This is a genomic window from Sphingopyxis sp. GW821-FHT02C12 (assembly GCF_059421785.1).
In genome coordinates this window covers 473,176-493,429 of sequence record NZ_JBWKVQ010000002.1, presented here as the reverse complement: position 1 = coordinate 493,429, position 20,254 = coordinate 473,176, and the positions used below count along the sequence as shown (strand labels likewise).

15 protein-coding genes are annotated in these 20,254 nt (G+C 62.2%); 8 read left to right on the top strand and 7 right to left on the bottom strand.

Annotated features, from left to right (window positions below; genetic code table 11):
• Window positions 1-10 precede the first annotated feature (10 nt).
• The 4 genes from AC07U1_RS17600 to AC07U1_RS17585 all read left to right on the top strand — a co-directional run bounded on the left by AC07U1_RS17600 (window position 11) and on the right by AC07U1_RS17585 (window position 3,770).
• Window positions 11-1,147 (top strand): 8-amino-7-oxononanoate synthase, encoded by a 1,137-nt coding sequence (locus AC07U1_RS17600; RefSeq protein ID WP_495178133.1) that lies wholly within the window; start codon window positions 11-13, stop codon window positions 1,145-1,147.
• The gene (gene bioD, locus AC07U1_RS17595; RefSeq protein WP_495178134.1) at window positions 1,144-1,752 is read left to right on the top strand and encodes a dethiobiotin synthase; all 609 of its coding nucleotides are present in this window, start codon (window positions 1,144-1,146) and stop codon (window positions 1,750-1,752) included. Before AC07U1_RS17600 ends, bioD begins: the two co-directional genes overlap by 4 nt.
• Before the next feature lie 103 nt (window positions 1,753-1,855).
• A complete protein-coding gene (locus AC07U1_RS17590; RefSeq protein ID WP_495178135.1) occupies window positions 1,856-3,112 on the top strand; it encodes an adenosylmethionine--8-amino-7-oxononanoate transaminase in 1,257 nt (418 codons plus the stop codon).
• A gap of 223 nt (window positions 3,113-3,335) precedes the next feature.
• Window positions 3,336-3,770: a hypothetical protein gene (locus AC07U1_RS17585; RefSeq protein WP_495178136.1), complete on the top strand. Its 435-nt coding sequence runs from the start codon at window positions 3,336-3,338 to the stop codon at window positions 3,768-3,770.
• Here AC07U1_RS17585 and AC07U1_RS17580 read toward each other — a convergent pair.
• From AC07U1_RS17580 to AC07U1_RS17550, 7 genes are all read right to left on the bottom strand, one after another.
• Complete coding sequence (locus tag AC07U1_RS17580) at window positions 3,767-4,108, bottom strand: TrbC/VirB2 family protein (RefSeq protein WP_495178137.1); 342 nt, start codon at window positions 4,106-4,108, stop codon at window positions 3,767-3,769. The two genes, AC07U1_RS17585 and AC07U1_RS17580, sit on opposite strands and share 4 nt — an antisense overlap.
• A gap of 755 nt (window positions 4,109-4,863) precedes the next feature.
• The gene (locus AC07U1_RS17575) at window positions 4,864-9,219 is read right to left on the bottom strand and encodes an RHS repeat domain-containing protein (RefSeq protein ID WP_495178138.1); all 4,356 of its coding nucleotides are present in this window, start codon (window positions 9,217-9,219) and stop codon (window positions 4,864-4,866) included.
• Window positions 9,220-9,274: 55 nt separating this feature from the next.
• A complete protein-coding gene (locus AC07U1_RS17570; RefSeq protein ID WP_495178139.1) occupies window positions 9,275-9,460 on the bottom strand; it encodes a hypothetical protein in 186 nt (61 codons plus the stop codon).
• A gap of 581 nt (window positions 9,461-10,041) precedes the next feature.
• Window positions 10,042-10,386: a ribonuclease E inhibitor RraB gene (locus AC07U1_RS17565; RefSeq protein WP_495178140.1), complete on the bottom strand. Its 345-nt coding sequence runs from the start codon at window positions 10,384-10,386 to the stop codon at window positions 10,042-10,044.
• Between the two features lie 245 nt (window positions 10,387-10,631).
• A complete protein-coding gene (locus AC07U1_RS17560) occupies window positions 10,632-11,021 on the bottom strand; it encodes a DUF7668 domain-containing protein (protein WP_495178141.1) in 390 nt (129 codons plus the stop codon).
• Between the two features lie 4 nt (window positions 11,022-11,025).
• Window positions 11,026-15,891, bottom strand: coding sequence for a polymorphic toxin-type HINT domain-containing protein (locus AC07U1_RS17555; protein ID WP_495178142.1), 4,866 nt, complete (start codon window positions 15,889-15,891; stop codon window positions 11,026-11,028).
• Between the two features lie 23 nt (window positions 15,892-15,914).
• Window positions 15,915-16,193 carry a hypothetical protein gene (locus tag AC07U1_RS17550; protein ID WP_495178143.1) on the bottom strand — a complete coding sequence of 93 codons (279 nt, stop codon included), beginning with the start codon at window positions 16,191-16,193 and terminating at the stop codon, window positions 15,915-15,917.
• Window positions 16,194-16,460: 267 nt separating this feature from the next.
• On the opposite strand from AC07U1_RS17550, the gene AC07U1_RS17545 reads away from it, so the two are divergent.
• The 4 genes from AC07U1_RS17545 (at window position 16,461) to leuA (ending at window position 20,113) form a co-directional block, all read left to right on the top strand.
• The gene (locus AC07U1_RS17545; RefSeq protein WP_495178144.1) at window positions 16,461-17,096 is read left to right on the top strand and encodes a YceI family protein; all 636 of its coding nucleotides are present in this window, start codon (window positions 16,461-16,463) and stop codon (window positions 17,094-17,096) included.
• Between the two features lie 160 nt (window positions 17,097-17,256).
• A complete protein-coding gene (locus tag AC07U1_RS17540) occupies window positions 17,257-17,745 on the top strand; it encodes a rhodanese-like domain-containing protein (RefSeq protein ID WP_495178145.1) in 489 nt (162 codons plus the stop codon).
• A 95-nt stretch (window positions 17,746-17,840) separates the two neighbouring features.
• On the top strand, window positions 17,841-18,197 hold the full coding sequence (locus tag AC07U1_RS17535; RefSeq protein ID WP_495178146.1) for a hypothetical protein: 357 nt from the start codon (window positions 17,841-17,843) through the stop codon (window positions 18,195-18,197).
• A 251-nt stretch (window positions 18,198-18,448) separates the two neighbouring features.
• A complete protein-coding gene (leuA, locus tag AC07U1_RS17530) occupies window positions 18,449-20,113 on the top strand; it encodes a 2-isopropylmalate synthase (RefSeq protein WP_495178147.1) in 1,665 nt (554 codons plus the stop codon).
• Window positions 20,114-20,254: the final 141 nt, after the last annotated feature.

The window sequence follows — 20,254 nt, the reverse complement described above, 5'->3', positions numbered from 1 at the left end:
GAGGATTAGGATGCCAAACGCCCCCTTCGCCGCCCACCACACCGACCTCGCCGCACTCGCGGCGGACGACCGCCGCCGCACCCTCGTGCCGCGCGCCGGCATCGACTTCGCCTCGAACGATTATCTCGCCCTCGCCAGCTCCTACGTCCTCAACGAAGCCGTCGCGCGGGGCCTCCAGCGCGGTCTGCCCGCCGGCTCGGGCGGCTCGCGCCTGCTGCGCGGCAACCACGAAGAACATGAAGCGCTCGAAACCCATGCCGCGCGCCACTACGGCAGCCAGGCGGCGCTCTTCTTCCCGACCGGCTTCGCCGCCAACGCCGCGCTGTTCGCGACGCTGCCGCAACGCGGCGACCTCATCGTCCACGACGAACTCATCCACGCCAGCGCGCACGACGGCATGAAGCTCGGCCGCGCCGACCGCGTCGCCGCCGCGCACAACGACCCACAGGCCTTCGACGACGCGATCGCCGGCTGGCGCGCCAAGGGCGGCACCGGCACCCCGTGGATCGCGGTCGAAAGCCTCTATTCGATGGACGGCGACCGCGCTCCCCTGACCGACCTCGCCGCGGTCGCCGACCGCCACGACGCGGTGCTGATCGTCGACGAGGCGCACGCCACCGGCGTCTACGGCCCCGCCGGCGCCGGCCTCGCCCACGCGCTGGCGCCGCGCGACAATCTCATCACCCTCCACACCTGCGGCAAGGCGCTCGGTTGCGAAGGCGCCCTTCTCTGCGGTCCCGCGATCGTGCGCGATTTCATCGTCAACCGCGGCCGCCCCTTCATCTTCTCGACCGCCCCCTCGCCGCTGATGGCCTGGCTCGTCCGCCAGGCGCTCGAAATCGTCGCGGGCGAACCCGAACGCGCCGCGCGCCTCCACGACCTCGTTGCCCACGCCGAAACCCGCCTCGCCGCGCTCGGCCTGCCCGCCAGCGGCAGCCAGATCATCCCGGTCGTCATCGGCGACAACGCGCGCACGATGCGCATCGCCGGCGCGCTGCAGGACGCCGGGTTCGACGTCCGCGGCATCCGCCCTCCCACCGTCCCGCACGGCACCGCCCGCCTGCGCATCGCGATCACCCTCAACGTCGGCGAGGCCGACATCGACCGCATGACCGACACCCTCGCCGCCGCGATGGCCGCGGCATGACACGCTTCGTCGTCACCGGCACCGACACCGGCATCGGCAAGACCATCTTTGCCGCCGCGCTCGCGGGGGCGACGGGCACCCCCTATTGGAAACCCGTGCAGGCCGGCCTCGACGACGAAACCGACAGCGAGGTCGTCGCCCGCCTCGCCAACGTCGCGGTAGTGCCCGAGGCCTACCGCCTCGTCACCCCCGCCTCCCCGCACCGCGCCGCCGCGATCGACGGCGTGACCATCGACCCCGACCAGCTCACGCCCCCCAAGGGCGACCTGATCGTCGAAGGCGCCGGCGGCGCGCTCGTCCCGCTCACCCGCACCCTGCTCTACGCCGATATGTTCGCGCGCTGGCAGATCCCGGTGATTATCTGCGCCCGCACCGCGCTCGGCACGATCAACCACAGCCTGCTGACGATCGAGGCCTTGCGCGCCCGCGGCGTCCCGATCCACGGCCTCGCCTTCCTCGGCGACGCGGTCGAAGACAGCGAGGCGATCATCGCGGAGATTTCGGGCGTCCGCCGGTTGGGCCGCCTGCCGATCATCGATCCGCTGACGCCGCAAAAGCTGGCGGCGGCGTTCAGCGCGAATTTCGATCTCGCGGACTTTCAATAGATATTCGTCATCCCGGCGAAGGCCGGGATCCCGCCCTCGCATCCTTTCGCACCGGTGAGATCCCGGCCTTCGCCGGGATGGCGGACTAGTATAAGGCGCGCGAATGACCACACCCCCTTCCCCCGTCTGGCACCCCTTCACCCAGCACGGCCTCGGCGACCCGATCCCGCTGATCGCCCGCGGCGACGGCGCGCGCCTCTATGATGCCGACGGCCGATACTGGATCGACGCGATCTCCAGCTGGTGGGTCACCACCCACGGCCACGCCCACCCGCGGATCATGGCCGCGATCCGCGCCCAGTCCGAAAGGCTCGACCAGCTCATCTTCGCCGGCTGGACCCACGAACCCGCCGAAACCCTCGCCGCCGAACTGATCCGCATCACCCCCGCGCCGCTCACCCGCGTCTTCTTCTCGGACTCGGGCTCGACCAGCGTCGAGGTCGCATTGAAGATGGCGCTCGGTTACTGGTACAATATCGGCGAGCCGCGCAGCCGCATCCTCGTCCTCGAACATAGCTATCATGGCGACACGATCGGCACGATGTCGGTCGGCGAGCGCGGCGTCTACAACCGCGCCTGGCAGCCGCTTCTCTTCGACGTCGACACCATCCCCTTCCCCCACGAAGGCCGCGAACAGGCCACGCTCGACGCGCTCGAAGCCGCCTGCGCCCAAAAGCCCGCCGCCTTCATCGTCGAACCGCTCATCCTCGGCGCCGGCGGCATGCTGATCTATCCCGCGTGGGTGCTCGCCGAGATGCGCGCGATCTGCGCCCGCCACAATGTTCTCTTCATCGCCGACGAGGTGATGACCGGCTGGGGCCGCACCGGCACCCGCTTCGCCTGCGACCAGGCCGGCGTGATCCCCGACATCGTCTGCCTGTCGAAAGGTCTGACCGGCGGCGCGCTGCCGCTCGCGGTCACCCTCTGCATCGAGCCGATCTTCGAGGCGCACTGGTCGACCGACCGCGCCAAGACCTTCTACCATTCGAGCAGCTACACCGCGAACCCGATCGCCTGCGCCGCCGCCAACGCAAATCTCGCGATCTGGCGCGACGAGCCCGTCCAGCAACGCATCGACACCCTCGCCGACGCGCAGGCCGCGCACCTCGCGATGCTCGGCCACGACCCGCGCGTCGAGCATCCCCGCCGCCTCGGCACCATCGCCGCCTTCGACATCGCCCAGCCCGACGGCGGCTATCTCTCGGCCCTCGCCCCGCGCCTGATCGCCTTCTACCGCGACCATGGCGTCCTCCTCCGCCCGCTCGGCAACACGCTGTACGTGATGCCCCCCTATTGCATCACCCCCGAAGACCTGGCGCAGGTGTGGACCAGCATCGCCGCCTCGCTCGACACCTTGTAAAACGATCCTCCCTGTGGCGAAGCCATGGGGAGGCGGACCGCTCGCAAAGCGAGTGGTGGAGGGGCCGCGGCCTTGCGCCAACGCCTGCCGCCTTCATCGGCCCGAACCGATCCGCTATCGCCCCGATCCCGCGGGCGTGACTTGTCCGCGGGTTAGGCTTAGGTTCATCTCGCGCGCCTATCGTCGCCACAGGACGGGGACGGTTCGAGGGAATGACGCCAGAATGACCACGCCTGCCCGCCTCCTGCTCCCGCTGCTCGCCGCGCTGGCGCCGATGACGCTCGCCCTCGCCGTACCCGCGCAGGCGCAGGCGCAGGACGACAGCCTCGCGATGTCGTCGCAGCCGCCCGAAAAATTCTCCTTCCTCATCGCCTATGGCAAGGACGAATGCCCCGAGGCTCAGGGCGACGAGATCGTCGTCTGCGCGCAGGAGCCCGAGGCCGACCGCTACCGCGTGCCCAAGGAATTGCGCGAGGAACTGCGCGAAGAGGACAATGTCGGCGGCGGCGGCAGCTGGGCCTCGCGGGTCGAGGCCTATGACGACATCGCCCGCGTCAATCGCCCGAACAGCTGCTCGGTGGTCGGCAGCAACGGCTTCACCGGCTGCACCAGCGCGATGCTGCGCCAATGGTTCGCCGAGCGCCGCTCGACGCGCTAACGGATCAGCGAAGCCCCCGCATAAGGATCGTTGGGCTGCGCCGGCGGCGGCGCGGGCACCGGCGCCGCGGGCGGCACACTCGCCGCGACCTGCACCCCGGCATCGCCCCCCGCCCCCGCCCATTGCATAAAGGCCCCCGCGATCGTCGGCGCGCCAAAGACGATGAAACAGCCCAGCACCACCACCGCCCCGCGCCGCACATCGATCCGCCCCGCGAGCATCGCAAAGCCGACCGCAGCGATCGCGATCGTCGCGACGCCGGTGGCGACGGGCCCGGTCGCAACCGCGGCCACCCACTGGCCCGCGGCGACAAGGACGCTGTCCGGGGCCGGACTCATCGGGATGGCTTCTTCCTGCGGCTTGTCATGACGACGGGACCTTAGCCCCGATCGCCCGGATCACATAGCGGATGCTGACGCGCGGCCCGATCGGGCCGAATGCCCCGTCGCGCATGCCCGCGCGTTGATGAAATCCGCGTAGGGGCGATGGACATGGCGGAAGCTGCGGTACAGGCCGTCGGCGTCCACCGGAACGGCGATGACGTCCCTATGGTTTGGCATCAGGCATAGGACCAGATCGCCGCTCGCGCCTTCGCCGCCGCCTCGGCCAGAAGATCGAGTTAAAGCTGGTACTCCCATCCTCGAAGAAGGTCCGCGCGCGCCGATTGCCGCGCTGCGTCACATGATGCGGGGGACCCGGCAGGACAATGCGGGGGAGGCCGGCCATGGCAGAAAGCTATCCCGATCGGAGCACCTAGTCAATTTCGGAGTTATTCCACCTGTCAACGTAGTCATGATTAGGCGTTTCGAGCGGACTCATCTAGCTCCTGCTGTCTCCGCATTTAGGACAAATGACCGACGCAGGCTTAAGCAAGTTAATATTTGGACCAAAAATAGGTCTAATATTGGGATCAAAGTATAAACTTACTCCGCATTTCTTGCATTTCATAACAAATATAATTACGCACAGAATTGAACAAGAAGCTAAAAAAAATGCAAGTTTAATATATTCTAACTTCGTTGGAACCACGAAGAGAATTAATGTTAATCCTAATATCAAGAAAGAGTATTGCAAAATTCTCGCGACTACAACTTTATTTGACACCGCACGCTCCCGTCAAATTTGGCGTCGGCTCAGAAGTGTTCTTCGAGCTTTCCGTTCTAGTTAAGAGAACCCTAGTGCTCAATTTCCCGCTATATGTTCCTGAAAAGCTCCCGCTATTTGATCGCGACACCGACAACGGACCTGCCCCCAAGGTCCAATTCTCCGATGTATACACAGTGCGAGCTTCAGTGTCTCCAGCGGCAACAGAGATGCCTGCTCCGGCCCCCAGCCCCTCTCCCTTGCTTCCTCCCATGACAAGGCGAAGCTGAAGAGTTCGAGGATCAAAGCTACCGCCAATTTGCCCAGATGCCCCCACACCAAGATAAGCGTCGAAAACACCGGTCACCTCGAGCGGACCGAGACCGCAAAATGTGTCTTTAACTTTCTCGGAAATTTTTTCTATCTCACCAGGTATTCCATCCCATATTAACTCTCCTGGAGTTCGACAATCACCCATAAAACAATCTTCACCAAATCCACGAAGCAATGCCGCAAGATTACCCATTACGAAATCTCGGCCACCCACCTCTATTTGATCAATTCCGTCGTCGTAGCAGCCTGATGGATCACAAAGTATGCCAAATCCATTTGATCTCAAATTCAGCCCGGACGGATCCACAAAATTCACCGGATCCGACCCCACATAATTATACCAGTTCATCCCATCCGAATACCCGATCGGATCGGTCTGCATGAACCGTCCTAGCGTCGGCGAGTACATCCGCGCCTTGTAATACCACATGCCCAGCTCGGGCAGCCAGGTCTGGCCGGTGTAACCGAAGCGCCCGATATTGCCCGGCGCGGGGATGCCATATTCGTCATAGGCGTTGATATGGATCGTCGCGCCCACCGAGTCGGTGATGCTCACCACGCTGCCGCGCTCGTCGGCCATCAGGAACTTGCGCGTCGTGCTGTTGATCGCGCTGCCGTCGTACCACACGATCGGATTGTCGATGCCGGGGCCGTGGACGTATCGCGTCTTCACCGTCGATGGCGCGGTGAACTCGACGATCAGGTCGGTACCGTCATATTCGAACCGCGTCGGCGCTGGCTGGCCGGTCGCAAAGCTCGCCTGCAAGCGCCCCAGCGCATCATATTTGAACGTCGCGCCGCCCGGCCCGTCGGTCATCATATTTTCGGCGTTATAGGTGAAGCCGTTGGTCCCGTCGTTGGTCAGGTTGCCGCGCGTGTCGTAAGCGAAATTCGTGCTCCCCACGCTCATGATCCGGTTCAGCCCGTCGGCGATATAGGCGCGGTCGACATTGTAATGCGCCTGCCAGGCATAGGCATCGTTGGTCCGCGCCACGCTCGCGATCTGGCCCGCGGGGTTATAGGTGAAGCTCTGCGTCAGGTCGTGGGTCGTCGCCGCGCCGCCCAGATTGTTGGTCAGCGTGTCGAGCCGCGACGCGGCGTCATAGGTGAAGCCCTGCACGCTGCCATTGCCGAAGGTCACGCTCGACCGGCGACCGAGATTGTCGAAGGCATAGCTCGCCAGCACCCCGACCCCGCTCGTCGCGCCGTTTTCACGGATTTTGGTGACGTTGCCGGTGACGTCATAGTCGTAATTGATCGTCAGCACCCCGCCCGGATAGGCCATCGTCAGGCGCCGCCCCGCGACGTCATAGGTATAGCTGGTGGTCCCCAGCATCTGCGTCTGGCTCGTCACCCGGCCGAGCGCGTCATGGACGAAGGTCAGCGGGGTTCCCGTCCCCTTTTGCGCGCTGAGCGCACGGCCGAGCAGGTCGTATCCATAGCTGATATCTTCATTGGTCCCGCCCGGAATATCCTTGGCGCTGAGCCGCCCGAGATCATCAAAGGCGTAGCCGATGCTCGTTCCATCGCGCAAGCGGCGCGCCGTCACGCTGCTCCGCGCATCATAGGTCAGCCCTTCATAATCGCCGGTATTGCTGGTGTCGGCGCCCTTGGTCGTCGAGGGATAGCGCGTCTGCGACAGCCGGTTGTGCCCATCATAGATATAGGTCGTGCGGTTGCTTTCGGCATCCTTCACATAATCGAGCAGCCCATTGGCAGTATAGGCGGTGCGCACCTCGTCGGCGGCGGCGGTCGTGCCGACCGCGCTTTCGACCTTGGTCACCCGGCCCTGATTGTCATAGCTGTTGCGGCTGATCCGGTCGGGACCATAGGTCGTCGACATGGTCGCGGCGGTGCAGGCGCTTGTCGGCAGCGCCACCCAGGTCGCGGGGTTCATGCGCAGCGCGGTACAGAGCAGCCGGTTGTCGCTGTCATAGCTATGCTGCACGACTCTGACCGCGCCTGCTGTTCCCGACACCGTCTCCTTCAGCTTTTTGCCGGTGGCGGCATCATAGACGATGTCGACCGTCTGATAGACGGTCATCAGGTTCAGCGCCGCCTCGGTCGCGGCGGTTGCCGTGCCCGTTTCGGCCTTGGTCACCCGGCTCTCGACATCGAAGGTCAAGCGGCTCGCAGCGCGCGGGCGCGTACCCGCCCCGTCGGGATCGGGCCCGATCGTCCCGCGCTGCCGGTTCTGCGCGTCATAGATATAGGTCGTGGTATCGGCGGTTCCGGCAAGCGGCCCGTCGATGCTGACCAGATTGTCGCGCGCGTCATAGGCATAGGTGACGCTCGAGCTGATCGAATTGTCGCCCGCCGAGGTCGTGACCTTGGTCGGCAACAGGTTCGGATTGTTGTACTCGATCGCGACCTTGGTCTCGTTCGCAGTTCCTGCGCAGGTCGCCGCGGTCGCGCAGGCGGTGATCTGGGTCACCTTGTACTGCGTCGTCGTTTGCGGAATCAGCGTGTTGCTGGCGTCGCGCACCTGCGCCGTCAGCGCCGTATAACTGTAATTGATCTCGGGCCGCACCCCCGTCTCGGTCCCCGCCGCATCGGCGTCGGGCGACGGCAGCTGGACACGCGTCACCTGCCCGTGCGTCGCGTCATAGCTATAGTGGGTCCGATTCCCCAGCGCGTCCTGCGTCCAGTTCGGACTGTTGCATTTCGCACCGATCGTACAACCAACGTCGTAATCGGCGGTGGTGACGATATCGGCAAGCCCGCTGCCCGATTTGGCGACATGGCGTGTCTCGGTGATGTTGCCACGCAGGTCGCGCGTGTAGTTGGTGTAATCGCCCTCGGGGCGCGTCTCGCGCGTCACCCGCTGGAAGGCATCATAGACGTAAGTCGTCGTCGCGCTGGTTCCCGCCACCACAGCGGTCGGCTGCTGCGGCGTCGGGTTCGAGGTGACCGCGTCGGTCTCGCCGCCGCCCGTCGTCGCGGTCGAGGTCGTATCGCTGCCCGATGTCGTCCAGTTATAGGTGATCGTCTGCCCGTCGCGCGTGATCGAGGTGGTGCGGCCGGTCGTCGGCACGAAATTGACGACGGTCGTGTCGCTCGTCGCGCCCGGACGACGGATATTGATCTGGCCCGACGTCGCGGTGTCGATGCGCCAGGTCCCGTTCTGACTGTTGGTGATTTCGGTAACGCTGGTCGACGGGTTCGAGTAGCTCACCGTCGGCCAGGTGCCCGCGACGCCGTCGCAATTGTTCGCTGTGGCGTCGCAATAAACCTGGCTGAGATCAAGGAATTTGAGGGTCGCTCGCCGGTACCAACCCGGCGCCGTGACGCCCGTATAGGCGTTGGGTCCGATGTCCGACTGATATTTCACCTTCATGCCGAAGCTCGAATTGCTGCGGACGTCGGACAGACGATAGACGACATTACACACCAGCGAATCGTCTTCGGGCACCTGCGGGCCGCCGGGTCCTTGCGGATATTCGCAGCCATAGGGCGTTTGCCAGGTCAGCTTGTAGGTGCCGCCATCCGGTCGCGCGACGTCGGTCGGCACCGCGCAAAGGACGACACCACCGCCGGAAATGACCGGACATTGGGGAACGTTGACCACCCCCGCACCTAATATCGGACCCGCCAGCGACTGCGGCGTCATATAGACGATGGTCGTGCCGTCGGGCGCGCGATAGGTGAACTTGGTGTCGGCGATATTCTCGGTCAGCGTCGCGCCATTGCCCTTGTCGGCGCCCCAGGATCCGCCGCTTTTCGTGAAGCGCTCCGAAATCTTGCCGAAGATCACGGTCGCATATTGGCCGCCGCCATAATCCGACCGCACCAATTCGCCCGACCAATTGTCCCCGGCCCCCGTGCCATAATAGCGCACCATCGCGACGTCCCCGATGCCACCCTCGGGCATCGTGGTCGAAAAGCGCCCGGTGACGCGGTCGACGCCATTCTCGTCGCGGCTATCATAGGGCGGCGGCGTTTGTGCCGCGGCGGGAGCAAGCAGCCCTCCGGACGCGAACAAAAACAATGTGGTCAGTATCTTGCCAGCTGCCCGCGCCCCAAATGCCGTCATATTCCGATGCCCCCGATTTTCCCCGATCCGATGGCGCTGATGCGCCCGACAGCCCCTAGGGCGGCGGGTTCGGCGAGTTGGTGGTCTTCAGCCGGGTGCGGTTGTCGGCCTTGTCATGGGTGTATTCCACCGTGACATTGTTGTTCACGGTGCCGGTGCGCACCACCTTCACCAGCCGCCCCTTGGCATCGTAACTATATGTGATCGTTTCTGCCGCATTAACCGCAGTAATTGGTACCAATATGGCAGCAATCGCCAACGCCGTTCGGTAGATCCTCATAAGCGATCAATCCCCTTTGCCGCGAATCGAAGGAAATGCTCGATTTTCTATTTATTTGATCTTTAAGCTATCTTTGCGCCCCGCCCCCGTCAACTTGATGCCCGAAAAGGCATGATCGCGGCGAAAAAGCACCGCCGCGCCGGGGGTCGCGCCATTGACGCCGCCCCCCCGCGCCGCTCTGGCCTCCGCCCTCCCCCACCAGCCCGGAGCTTGTCCCATGCCACGGCGGTGACAGACCATTACGGCGACAGCTTATTTTGCCCCCAAACCCCACTCGCCCCGGACTTCGGCCCGCGCTTTCGCGGCCTCAGAGCAAAAGGCCGGTCCTTGCCTCCATATCATCCAAGCATTGCGGCGAGCCGATCGGGCGACCGATGCTTTCTGCTTTGCGCGGCGCGGCATAGGCGAACGCGTCGTCAGCCCGTTGCCGAGGTCCGCCGATTGCATCGGGCGATCACGCCGCGAATTTAGGGGCTTTTGCACCTGTCACCGTAATTCCCACCCGGTTCGTTCAACGGAAAGCATTAAGCCTCGCCGATGAGCTACGAAGATTCGGTGACCCAGCCATCGCACGACGTTCCGTGGAATCTGAGGATAGCATCTAATCGGCGCTGCTCAGCCAAAAGCAGATCGTGATCCGGAAGCATCAAGATACCGGCATAGACAGATATATTGCCGCTCCCATTCACGCCATCATCAACAAAGATTGTGCTCTGATAGCCGTAAGATTCCAAATCCATGACGATACTTTCAGCGGCGTCCAGATCACTTGCCCAGCACGTAAAGTCGATCTTTCTTTTCAGGTTCAGGTCGATACCCTTCGATGCAAGCCTGAACAGAACTTCACCGTCGTCGTCCGCTGGAAAATCGCTACGCACTACACTCATTCGCCTCCGCCAGAAGATCGAGATAAAGCTGGTAGTCCCCATCCTCGAAAAAGGTCCGCTCGCGGCGATTGCCGCGCTGCGTTACGTGATGCGGGAGACCGGGCAGAACGATGCGGGGAAGGCGGCCATGGCAGCAAACTATCCCGATCGGACGGTCGAGTTAATTGAGTGAATATTGCACCTGTCACCGTAATCCGAAATTGATCAGGATCAAATTACAATGCTAAAATAGTCATATATATATTTCATGGAACGTGTACTGATATTATCTCGAATCTATATTTAGATTCTTTACCATGATCCTCATACACTCTCGCAAACATAACGAGATCGCTCGATCCTTCCGCAGTAAAAAGGTCAACAAGGACATCCCAATATTCAATTTGCCACTGACAAACCGATGAAACCCAAGCCTCCTCAGGCAAACTTACCAAGCTCGCTCCATAGTCAGATATATTTGCAAAGATTCTGTCCGCATCTGATTGAGACAGAGGCTCTACGCTTGGTATTTCTCCTATTTCTGAGACGTCACCTGAAATAATACGATCCACGATTTGATAAAATACGCCCCTCCAAACAGAGGGAACGGGGCACTCTCGATCTTCATCCTTTTCAACTGGTACTGAATACATCATGTTCTTAATCCGGTGCATGAAGGTCTTTATGACAGTTTATGCAAACTTCGGCGTGGTTGGCATCCTCAGTTTTACCGCCGTCAGCCCACCTTTCCTTATGATGGCCCTGCGAATTTGAAGCGTCAATGTCACTGCTGCATCCGTTCGCACATTTCTCACCTTGCTCTGCGCGCTTAGCCTCTCGCTCCTTAGGTGTCCAATTGCGCTTAGCATCCCGCTGCCCCTTGGGAACACTACCCGTGCCTCTGGGTGGCTTAGGAAGGCTGCAATTATGCACCAGCACGCGGCGCTCGCCGACGAAGTAGGTTTCGAAATCAGCGACTGTCAGGTTGTAGGTAGCGTCGGTGCGATCAGTCTCGACAACTGACGCAACCACCATGCCGCGTCCATCTTTGGTAACCACCGCCATTCCGGCAGCAAGTTCTTCGGTTCGCTTCCAGCCTTGCCCCGTGACCCACCAAGGATGGTCGTCGGTCGTTTCGAAGGCTTCGGTTTCGCCATTTGCTCCGGCCAGCGACACTTCCCAAATCACCCGCTCGTGGCGCCGGATGAGGTTGGTCACTTCCTTCAGGGCTGTTTCGCCCGTAGCTTGGTCGTGTGCCCAGACCTTGTCGCCTACCGCGATATCCTCGATGGGGCGAAGGCCATCCTCGGTATCGACAAGCGTTCCGGCGACGAAGCAACATGTACTCTTTTTACCACCACCGAAGAGCCGACCAATCGCGCGACCAATACGTTTGAAGAACCCAACATGCCTGGTGCCTTGGACAACAATCGTGGCATCAGGACCAGGAGAAATTGGCGTATTCAGGACGTCGATTACGACGGCCCCCACTTGGACAAGATTATCCACTTGCGCGGCACTTAGATCGCGCTGGCCACAAGAATTATTCATGCAGGTAATGCTGGCCGCTTCTTTGCCATCGAAATCGACCCCATTCACCGGATCGTTTGCGACATATGCGTACCAGTTGATCCCGTCCCTGTACCCAATCGGATCGGTCTGCATGAACCGCCCCAGCGTCGGCGAGTACACGCGCGCCTTGTAATAATAGAGTCCCAGCTCCGGCATCCACACCTGCCCTGTGTACTGGAACGTCCCCACATTGGTTGCCGCTGGAATGCCATATTCGTCATAGCGGTTCACCGCCGTTGCCAGCCCGCTCACATCGCTGACCGCGATCACGCTGCCCCGCTCGTCGCTGTGCAACCAGCGCTTGGTCGTCAATCCGGAGCCGACATACCACACCACCGGTTCATCGTCGCCCGGCCCATGGACATAGCGGTTGGTAATATTGTTGCCCGCATCGCGCTCGATAACCAGCCTCGGTCCAAGGTGCTCATACTTCTTTGTTGTGCCGCCCTTGGTCAGCCTCGAAATGCGCCCAGTCGGGTCGTACAACACAGTGGTGCCACCCGGTCCCGTCGCGAGGCGGTTCTCGCTGGTATAGGTATACCCATCAGTCCCGGAACTGGTCAGGTTGCCCCGACCGTCATAACCCAGCGGCGTCGCTCCGGCACTGGTCAACTGGTTCAGCCCGTTGCGCGCATAGGAGCGGTCGACGTTGAAATGTCCGTTCCACGCATAGAGGTCGTTGGTCCGAACCTGCGACACGATCTGCCCGGCGGGGTTGTAGATCATGCTGTTCCCGTTGGGACTGCCCGTTCCTTCGACAAAGAGATCATGGCTCGTCCCAGCCAGATCCTCGCGCATGCGCCGCAACCGGCCTATCTCATTGTATTGATAGCCCTTCACCGTCCCGTTGCCGCGCGTGATCGACTTGCGCAGGCCAAGATCGTCATAGGCATAGGTAGCGAGGCCGACGGTGCCGTTTTCCTTGATGCCGGTCAGATCGGCGGTGTTGTACTCGTAGGTGAAATAATTGCCATCGGGGTACGTGACGCGCTTCAACCGCCCTGCCTCGTCATACAGCATGCCGATCGTGCCGAACGGGCTGGTCTGCGCCGTCATCCGGCCCAGCGCGTCGAAGGTCGATCCGACATTGTTGCTCGCCGTGTCGGCGACCAGGATCGGGCGGTCGAGATTGTCGTAGGTCGTGGTGACGTCATATTCACCGGTGACGATGTTCGGGACATTCTTGTCCGTCATCCGGTTGAGATTGTCGTAGGCGTAGTAGATCTTCTGCGTGTCACGTAGCTGACGCTCAATGACATTGCCATTGGCATCGAAGGTCAGCAGTTCGCAGTCGCTGGTCGAACTCGCCAAGGCGCCAACCGTCGCCACGGGATAACAGGTCTTCGACAGGCGGTCGTGCCCGTCATAAGTGAAGGTCGTGCGGTTGTTCTCGCCATCGGTGACCGTCGCGAGCTTACCGTTCAGCGTATAGCTGTTGGTCTCCTGATCGGTCTGTAGCGGCGTGCCATAGGCGAGCGTCGTCTTGGTGATCTCGCCTGCGGCATTGTAGGTCAGCCTGGTGATGCGGTCGGGGCCGAAGTCGTTCGCGCCCGTTCCTTGCGTCCCCAGCGTACAGGCACTCGCAGGCAGGGACACGAAGGCCGCGGGGTTCATCCGCACCGCGGTGCAGTCGAGCCGCCCGGCAAGGTCATAGCTATACTGCGTCATCGTGTGTGTGCCGCTGGTCGGGCCGGAGACCCATACGCGGGTCTTGCGGTCGAGCGCATCATAAGCGGTCTCGGTCGTCACCAGCGTCGCGAAAGCCGTCCAGTCGGTGCCCGACTGGCTGTCGACCGTGCCCTGTTCGACCTTGGTCAGCCGGCCCGCCACGTCATAGGTGTTTCGGGTCGCGCGGAACTTGTATGCGGTCCCGGCTCCATCGGGATCGGGCGCAACGACGCCGATCACCCGCCGCTGTGCATCATAGCGCCAGCGCGTCGTATCGTCCGCCCCCGCCAGTGGCCCGTCCTCGGTCAGCTTGTTGCCGAGCGCGTCATAGGTCCAGGTCGTTGTCGCCGAGAGGCTGGCGTCACCCGACGCGACGGTCTGCGACACGGGGAGCAGGTTGTTCGCGCTGCCGGTCGGTCCGTAGGTGAAGGTCGTGCGGGTTTCATCGGCGGTGCCGACGCAGGCTGGCGCTGCGCCCGTCCGGCATTCCGATATCTGGGTCACCAGCCATGTCGCATAGGGCGACTGGACGAGCGTTCCGGCCGCGTTTTTGTACGAGGCATAGAACTGCTGATAGGTGTAGCGCTTCTGTGGTCGCGCCGCGCCTGTCGTAGGTGCCGCACGGGTTTCAGTGAGCACGCCGCCATGGGTCGAGGACCATGTATAGTCGGTCGTGATGCCTTTGGCATCGGTGATTGTAAGCGGACGATCGCAGGACGGCAAAAAACTCAAACAGGCCGTGCCGCTGTAGGTTGCAGTTTCCACTATGTCTGCGAGGCCCGACCCCGCCTTTGCAACACGCCTGATTTCGATAGGATTGCGGTTAACACCATGTTTGAAATAGATTGTCGTACCATCGGGGTTGGTCTGCGATTGCAACAACGTGACGAGGCAGCGATTGTGCTCCCAGGCGGGAAGGCCCGCCATCGCAGCCGCGTCGCAATAGTTGCTCGTCGTCGTACGCCCCAGCGGATCAGACACCAAGGCCGGGCCTGTGGTTACTTGATATACGATATCACCAAAGTTCACATAGGAGTGTCCCGGCGCCCCGGGCAGTCGCGGAGGACTCCGTGAATATGGCAGGGGTGGGAAATCATAAAGTACTTGTGTAATATGCCCCAAGGCATTTACGAACGCCCCGCCCGCGATCGACATGAAGCTGGTCGTGGTTCCGAACGGATCACCTGTAAAAGGTGTGTATTCATAACTATATGTAAAACTAGATCCATCAATAAAGCTCTGCGCGGTGATGATGGGCTCGGGATACCCCTTCGAGGTGGTACTATGCGACACTGTGTTTGTTTTCCACGGAGCGTTTTCCCCCGGTTTCGTGAAAGACATCACAAAATCGCTGCCTGATCCGCTCAAGGCATAGCCGAAGGCCTCGGTCGCTCCGTCAGCACCCGTGGCGCTCGCAAGCATAGCGCTGGAAAAGAGGCCAACATAGCTGTATGTCGCAGTCGCGTGTGATCCCGCAGGGCAAATATTATTTGCCGGCTTGGCGACAGAACCAAGGTTTATTACACAGGCCTTTGATATCTGATTCCAGCCCGCCTCGGCTGCGCCATACTCAAATAGCAAAGCATATCCGCGCGAACTTTTAACACTGCGCAATCTCGTCTTATTTTCTGTCGCCGTTCTATTTTCATATTCGAAATCGAAGCGCGTGCCGTCCGGCTCCACGATGTAGGAAACAAACGCACATTCGCCGGCGCCACATTCCCCATAGACCGTGGGCCTGAACACGGCGGTAGTGCCATCCTTGGCCTGATAGGTGTAAACGGCGCCAACCGCACCAGCGAAACCCGTTGTCGTCAGCCGGTTATAGTCGTTCTGGGATATCGGCCGGAATGTCGAATCCTGCATGTAAATTTTGATGAAGTCCGCCGACCGCATGCCGTAATTGACTTGGGCTTGGTAATCGTAGTCATTATACGCTTCGACAAGATCGGGCTGTATTGTGACCGTGATGTCCCAATTGTGGTACAGATTCCCGAAAGGCGCCCCGTCCAAACGGGTTGCAACAGGCGTCATGCGGACCAAGTCGATGGCGCCCGGGCCATCGCCGATCGAAATATCGCTCTTGTTGTAGACGGGACGCCCTGTCCGAATATCGACGCCGCCTGGAGCGATCGCCAGCTCTTCCGGTGATGGTGCGCTCAAATGTGCTGCCTGTGCGTGAGCGCTTTGCGACGGGGCGATGACCGAAAAGAATGCGGCAAAAACGATGAACGCTCGGCGGGCTGCCTTCGGAAAAGCCGCCTTCAATCGCGTCGCTTCTACCACTATTCTGCTCCTGTCATTTTACGCTAAGCCAAATTGACATCTGCTCTCAAACCCTGTTGCCATTCGCGGCGGAGGGGCGTTGGGCGAATGATGGCTTCGACCTTCTTCCGGTTGTCGGCCTTGTCATGCTCGTATTCGGTGGTGACATTGTTGTTCACCGTTCCCGTGCGAACCATCTTCACCAGCCGGGCCTTGGCATCATAACTGTAGGCGATCATCTCTGTCGCTGAAGCCGGCACGGAAATAAACGGTAGCACAGAAAAAACCAATGCGAAATCGAGGTATTTATAGACCCCCACCAAATTCCCTCCCCCGACGAATCAAACAATGTTCTGCACTGGCCATTCTGCCCCGGTGTCTTGAAACCAGTCAATCTGTTCTTTTTGAAAATACATATCTTTTCTGTTCAATAGCTTGCCAGCCACGCGCATTTGTCGAACCTGGGCATCGGCATGGCATCGGCATCGTCTTCGACCTGCTCCGGAAACGCTGCGTTTCCGCCGCACCGATTGACGCCGCCCCCACCGCTGGCCTAGCCTGAGCCTCCCCCACCAGCCCGGAGCTTGTCCATGCGTTACGCCCTCCCCCTCGCCGCCATCGCCGCGATCATCGCGGTTCCCGTCATCGCGCAGCAGAGCGGCCCGCCGGGCGCGCCCGACAAGGCGCGCGTCACCGCGGGCACCTATGCCGCCGACCCCGGCCACACGATGGTCGTGTGGGAAGTCGATCATTTCGGCTTCAGCAAATATTCGGGCCTCTTCGGCGACGTCACCGGCACGCTGGTGCTCGATCCCGCCAACCCCGCGGCGTCGAAGGTCGAGGTGACGATCCCCGTCGCCAAGGTCACCACCGCCAGCGCCGGCCTCACCGGCCATCTGCTGCGCGCAGGCAAGGACGGCGGCAAGCCCGACTTCTTCGGCGCCGCCCCCGCCGACGCCAAATTCGTCTCGACCCGCGTCGTCCTCGACGACGACGGCGACGAGGCCAAGGTCACCGGCAACCTCACCCTTAACGGCGTCACCAAGCCCGTGACCCTCGACGTCGATTTCCACGGCGCCGGCACCAACCCGTACAACAAGAAGGCGACGATCGGCTTCAACGCCGAGGCGACGATCAAGCGCAGCGACTTCGGCATCGCCTTCGGCATCCCCGCGGTCAGCGATACGGTCGACCTCGAAATCCACGCGGCGTTCGAGAAACAGTAAACACCCTCGTCATTGCGAGGAGCGAAGCGACGCGGCAATCCAGAGCGTGCGTAAGCCGCCCTGGATTGCTTCGCTTCGCTCGCAATGACAACGGGATATGGTTCATCGTCCATCCATCCCCCACCCCCTAACCTCCCGCCACCAAAGAGGGAGGATCATCATGCGCAAGGCCCTGCTGCTCGCCGCCATTCTCGCCGCCACCCCCGCGCTGGCGCAGACCAATCCGCTGATCGACTATCCCGGCTTCCAGGCGCTCACCGCCGAAGTCGAGCCGCAGCGCGCCGAACGCCTGCTCCCCTTCGCCGCATTCAAGGCCGAGGCCGCGAAGCCCGAAGTCCTGCTCCTCGACGCCCGCTCGAAGGATGCCTTCGCGCGCGGCCATATCGCGGGCGCGGTCAACCTGCCCTTCACCGATTTCACCGCCGACAGCCTCGCCGCGGTCGTCGGCGCCAACTCGGACCGCCCGATCCTCATCTATTGCAACAATAATTTCTCGAACAACCGCGCCCCGGTGCCGACCAAGGCGCGCCCGCTGGCGCTCAATATCCAGACCTTCATCAACCTCGTCGGCTATGGCTATGCCAATGTCTGGGAACTCGGCGACGTCGTCGACTTCGACGATCCCGCGGTCGGCTGGGTCAAGGGGTAGCGCACCGCCGCACCCCATATTGTCACACGCACCATGTAGGAATCGGGCCGGGGCCAGACACGCCCCTCCCCCAATTCCCGCAAGGAGCGTATGTGATGAGCGAACTGGTACGCGAAATCGTCGAAGTGAACGCCTTCATCGAAGGCGATGAGGACAATCCGCTGCTCACCGTCGAGGCCGAGGGTCTGGCCGCGACGACCGGCTGGACCGCCGTCCGGCTCGAGGCGCATGTCTATATCACCCCGCCCGAGGACGGCTATCAGGACTTCGACCTCGTCGGCGACCGCCCCGCGGAAACGTCGGCCGACGCCCTCACCCCGGTCGAGGCCGCGTGGGAAGGCCCGCTCGACGACTGGGTCGTCGGCGTCCGCGTCCACGCCATCGACAACCTGGTCGAGGACGAGATTTTCGAATTCGAGGAAGAGGATGACGCCGACAGCGAGGCCGCCTGACGCCCGCCGCCGCCGCATCCCCCCCTGCGCCGGACCGCGAACGCCGTATCGCGGTCCGGCGACATTTTGCGCCCCTCCCCCTTGCCAAGCGCGACATTTTGCATCATTGGGTCGCCCATGCGCGGCAACGCCCTCCTTCTTCTGCGACTTACACGCCCTTGGGCGTGACGATGACGCTGCGCCCAGGGTGGCGCGCGACCGCCCAAGGGTAATTCGACACCAACTCCCTTCTCGCAGAAGAACCCAGACCCATGACCATGCTCCGCGACCCTTCGGTCAAATATACCGCTTTCCCGCAGGTTCCCCTGGCGACCCGCGACTGGCCCAGCCGCGTCACCACCAAAGCGCCGATCTGGCTGTCGACCGACATGCGCGACGGCAATCAGGCGCTGATCGACCCGATGGATGCCGAAAAGAAAGCGCGTTTCTTCGACCTGCTCGTTCGCGTCGGCCTCAAGGAAATCGAAGTCGGCTTCCCCAGCGCCGGCGCCACCGAGTTCGACTTCATCTCGGGCCTCGTGCGCAATGGCCGTATCCCCGACGACGTCACCCCGCAGGTGCTGACCCAAAGCCGCGCCGACCTCATCCGCACCAGCTTCGACAGCCTCGCCGGCGCGAAGACCGCGATCGTCCATGTCTATAATGCGGTCAGCCCCGCCTGGCGCCAGATCGTCTTCGGTTTGGAAATGCCCGAGATCAAACAAATCGCGATCGAGGGTGCGAAGCAGCTGCGCGACAATGCCGCGCGCCTGCCGCAGACCAATTGGCGCTTCGAATACAGCCCCGAAACATTCTCGACCGCCGAGCTCGATTTCAGCATCGAATGTTGCGCCGCGGTGATGGACATCCTCCAGCCCACCGCCGAAAACCCGATCATCCTCAACCTGCCCGCGACGGTCGAGGCGGCGACCCCCAATATCTACGCCGACCAGATCGAATATTTCGCCAAGAATTTGCCGAACCGCGGCCGCGCGCTGATCAGCCTGCACACCCACAACGACCGCGGCACCGGCGTCGCGGCGGCCGAACTCGGCCTGCTCGCCGGCGCCGACCGCGTCGAGGGCTGCCTGTTCGGCAATGGCGAGCGCACCGGCAACTCGTGCCTCGTCACCATCGCGCTCAACATGTACACGCAGGGCATCGACCCCGAACTCGACTTCTCGAACATCGACGAGGTCATCGCGACGGTCGAATATTGCAACCAACTCCCCGTCCACCCGCGCCACCCCTATGGCGGCGAGCTGGTCTACACCGCTTTCTCGGGCAGCCATCAGGACGCGATCAAGAAGGGCTTCGCCGCGCGCGAACGCCAGAATGACGAACGCTGGCACGTCCCCTATCTGCCCATCGATCCCGCCGACCTCGGCCGCAGCTATGAAGCGGTAATCCGCGTCAACAGCCAGTCGGGCAAGGGCGGCGTCGCCTGGGTGCTCGAACAGGACAAGGGGCTGAAACTGCCCAAGAAGATGCAGGCGAGCTTCAGCCACATCGTCCAGGCGCTCGCCGACGAGACGAGCCGCGAACTCGGCGCCGAGGACATCTGGGGCGCCTTCGAAACCGCCTATCTGACGGTCGAGGACAAGCGCTTTCAGCTCGTCGACTGGTCCGAAAGCCATGCCGGAACCGACCGCATCTTCGCCGGCAAGCTGACCATCGAAGGCACCCCGCGCACCGTCAGCGGCCGCGGCAACGGCCTGATGTCGAGCGTCATCGCGGCGCTCAGCGAAAGCGGCGGCCCGATCATGGACATCGTCGATTACAGCGAGCATGCGATCGGCCAGGGCAGCAATGTGCAGGCGGCGGCCTATGTGGAGTGCCGGACGGCGGACGGGAAAAGCCTGTTCGGCTGCGGCCTCGACACCGACGTCGCGACGGCGAGTGTTCGGGCGATCTTGTCGGCGGCCAACGGCGCGTAACCCGAGAGGTCGCTGCCCCTCCACCACTGCGTGGTCCCCCTCCCCATGCCTCCGGCACAGGGAGGATTTGGGCACGCCAATCCTCCCTGTCGCGAAGCGATGGGGAGGGGGACCGCCCGAAGGGTGGTGGAGGGGCACCCG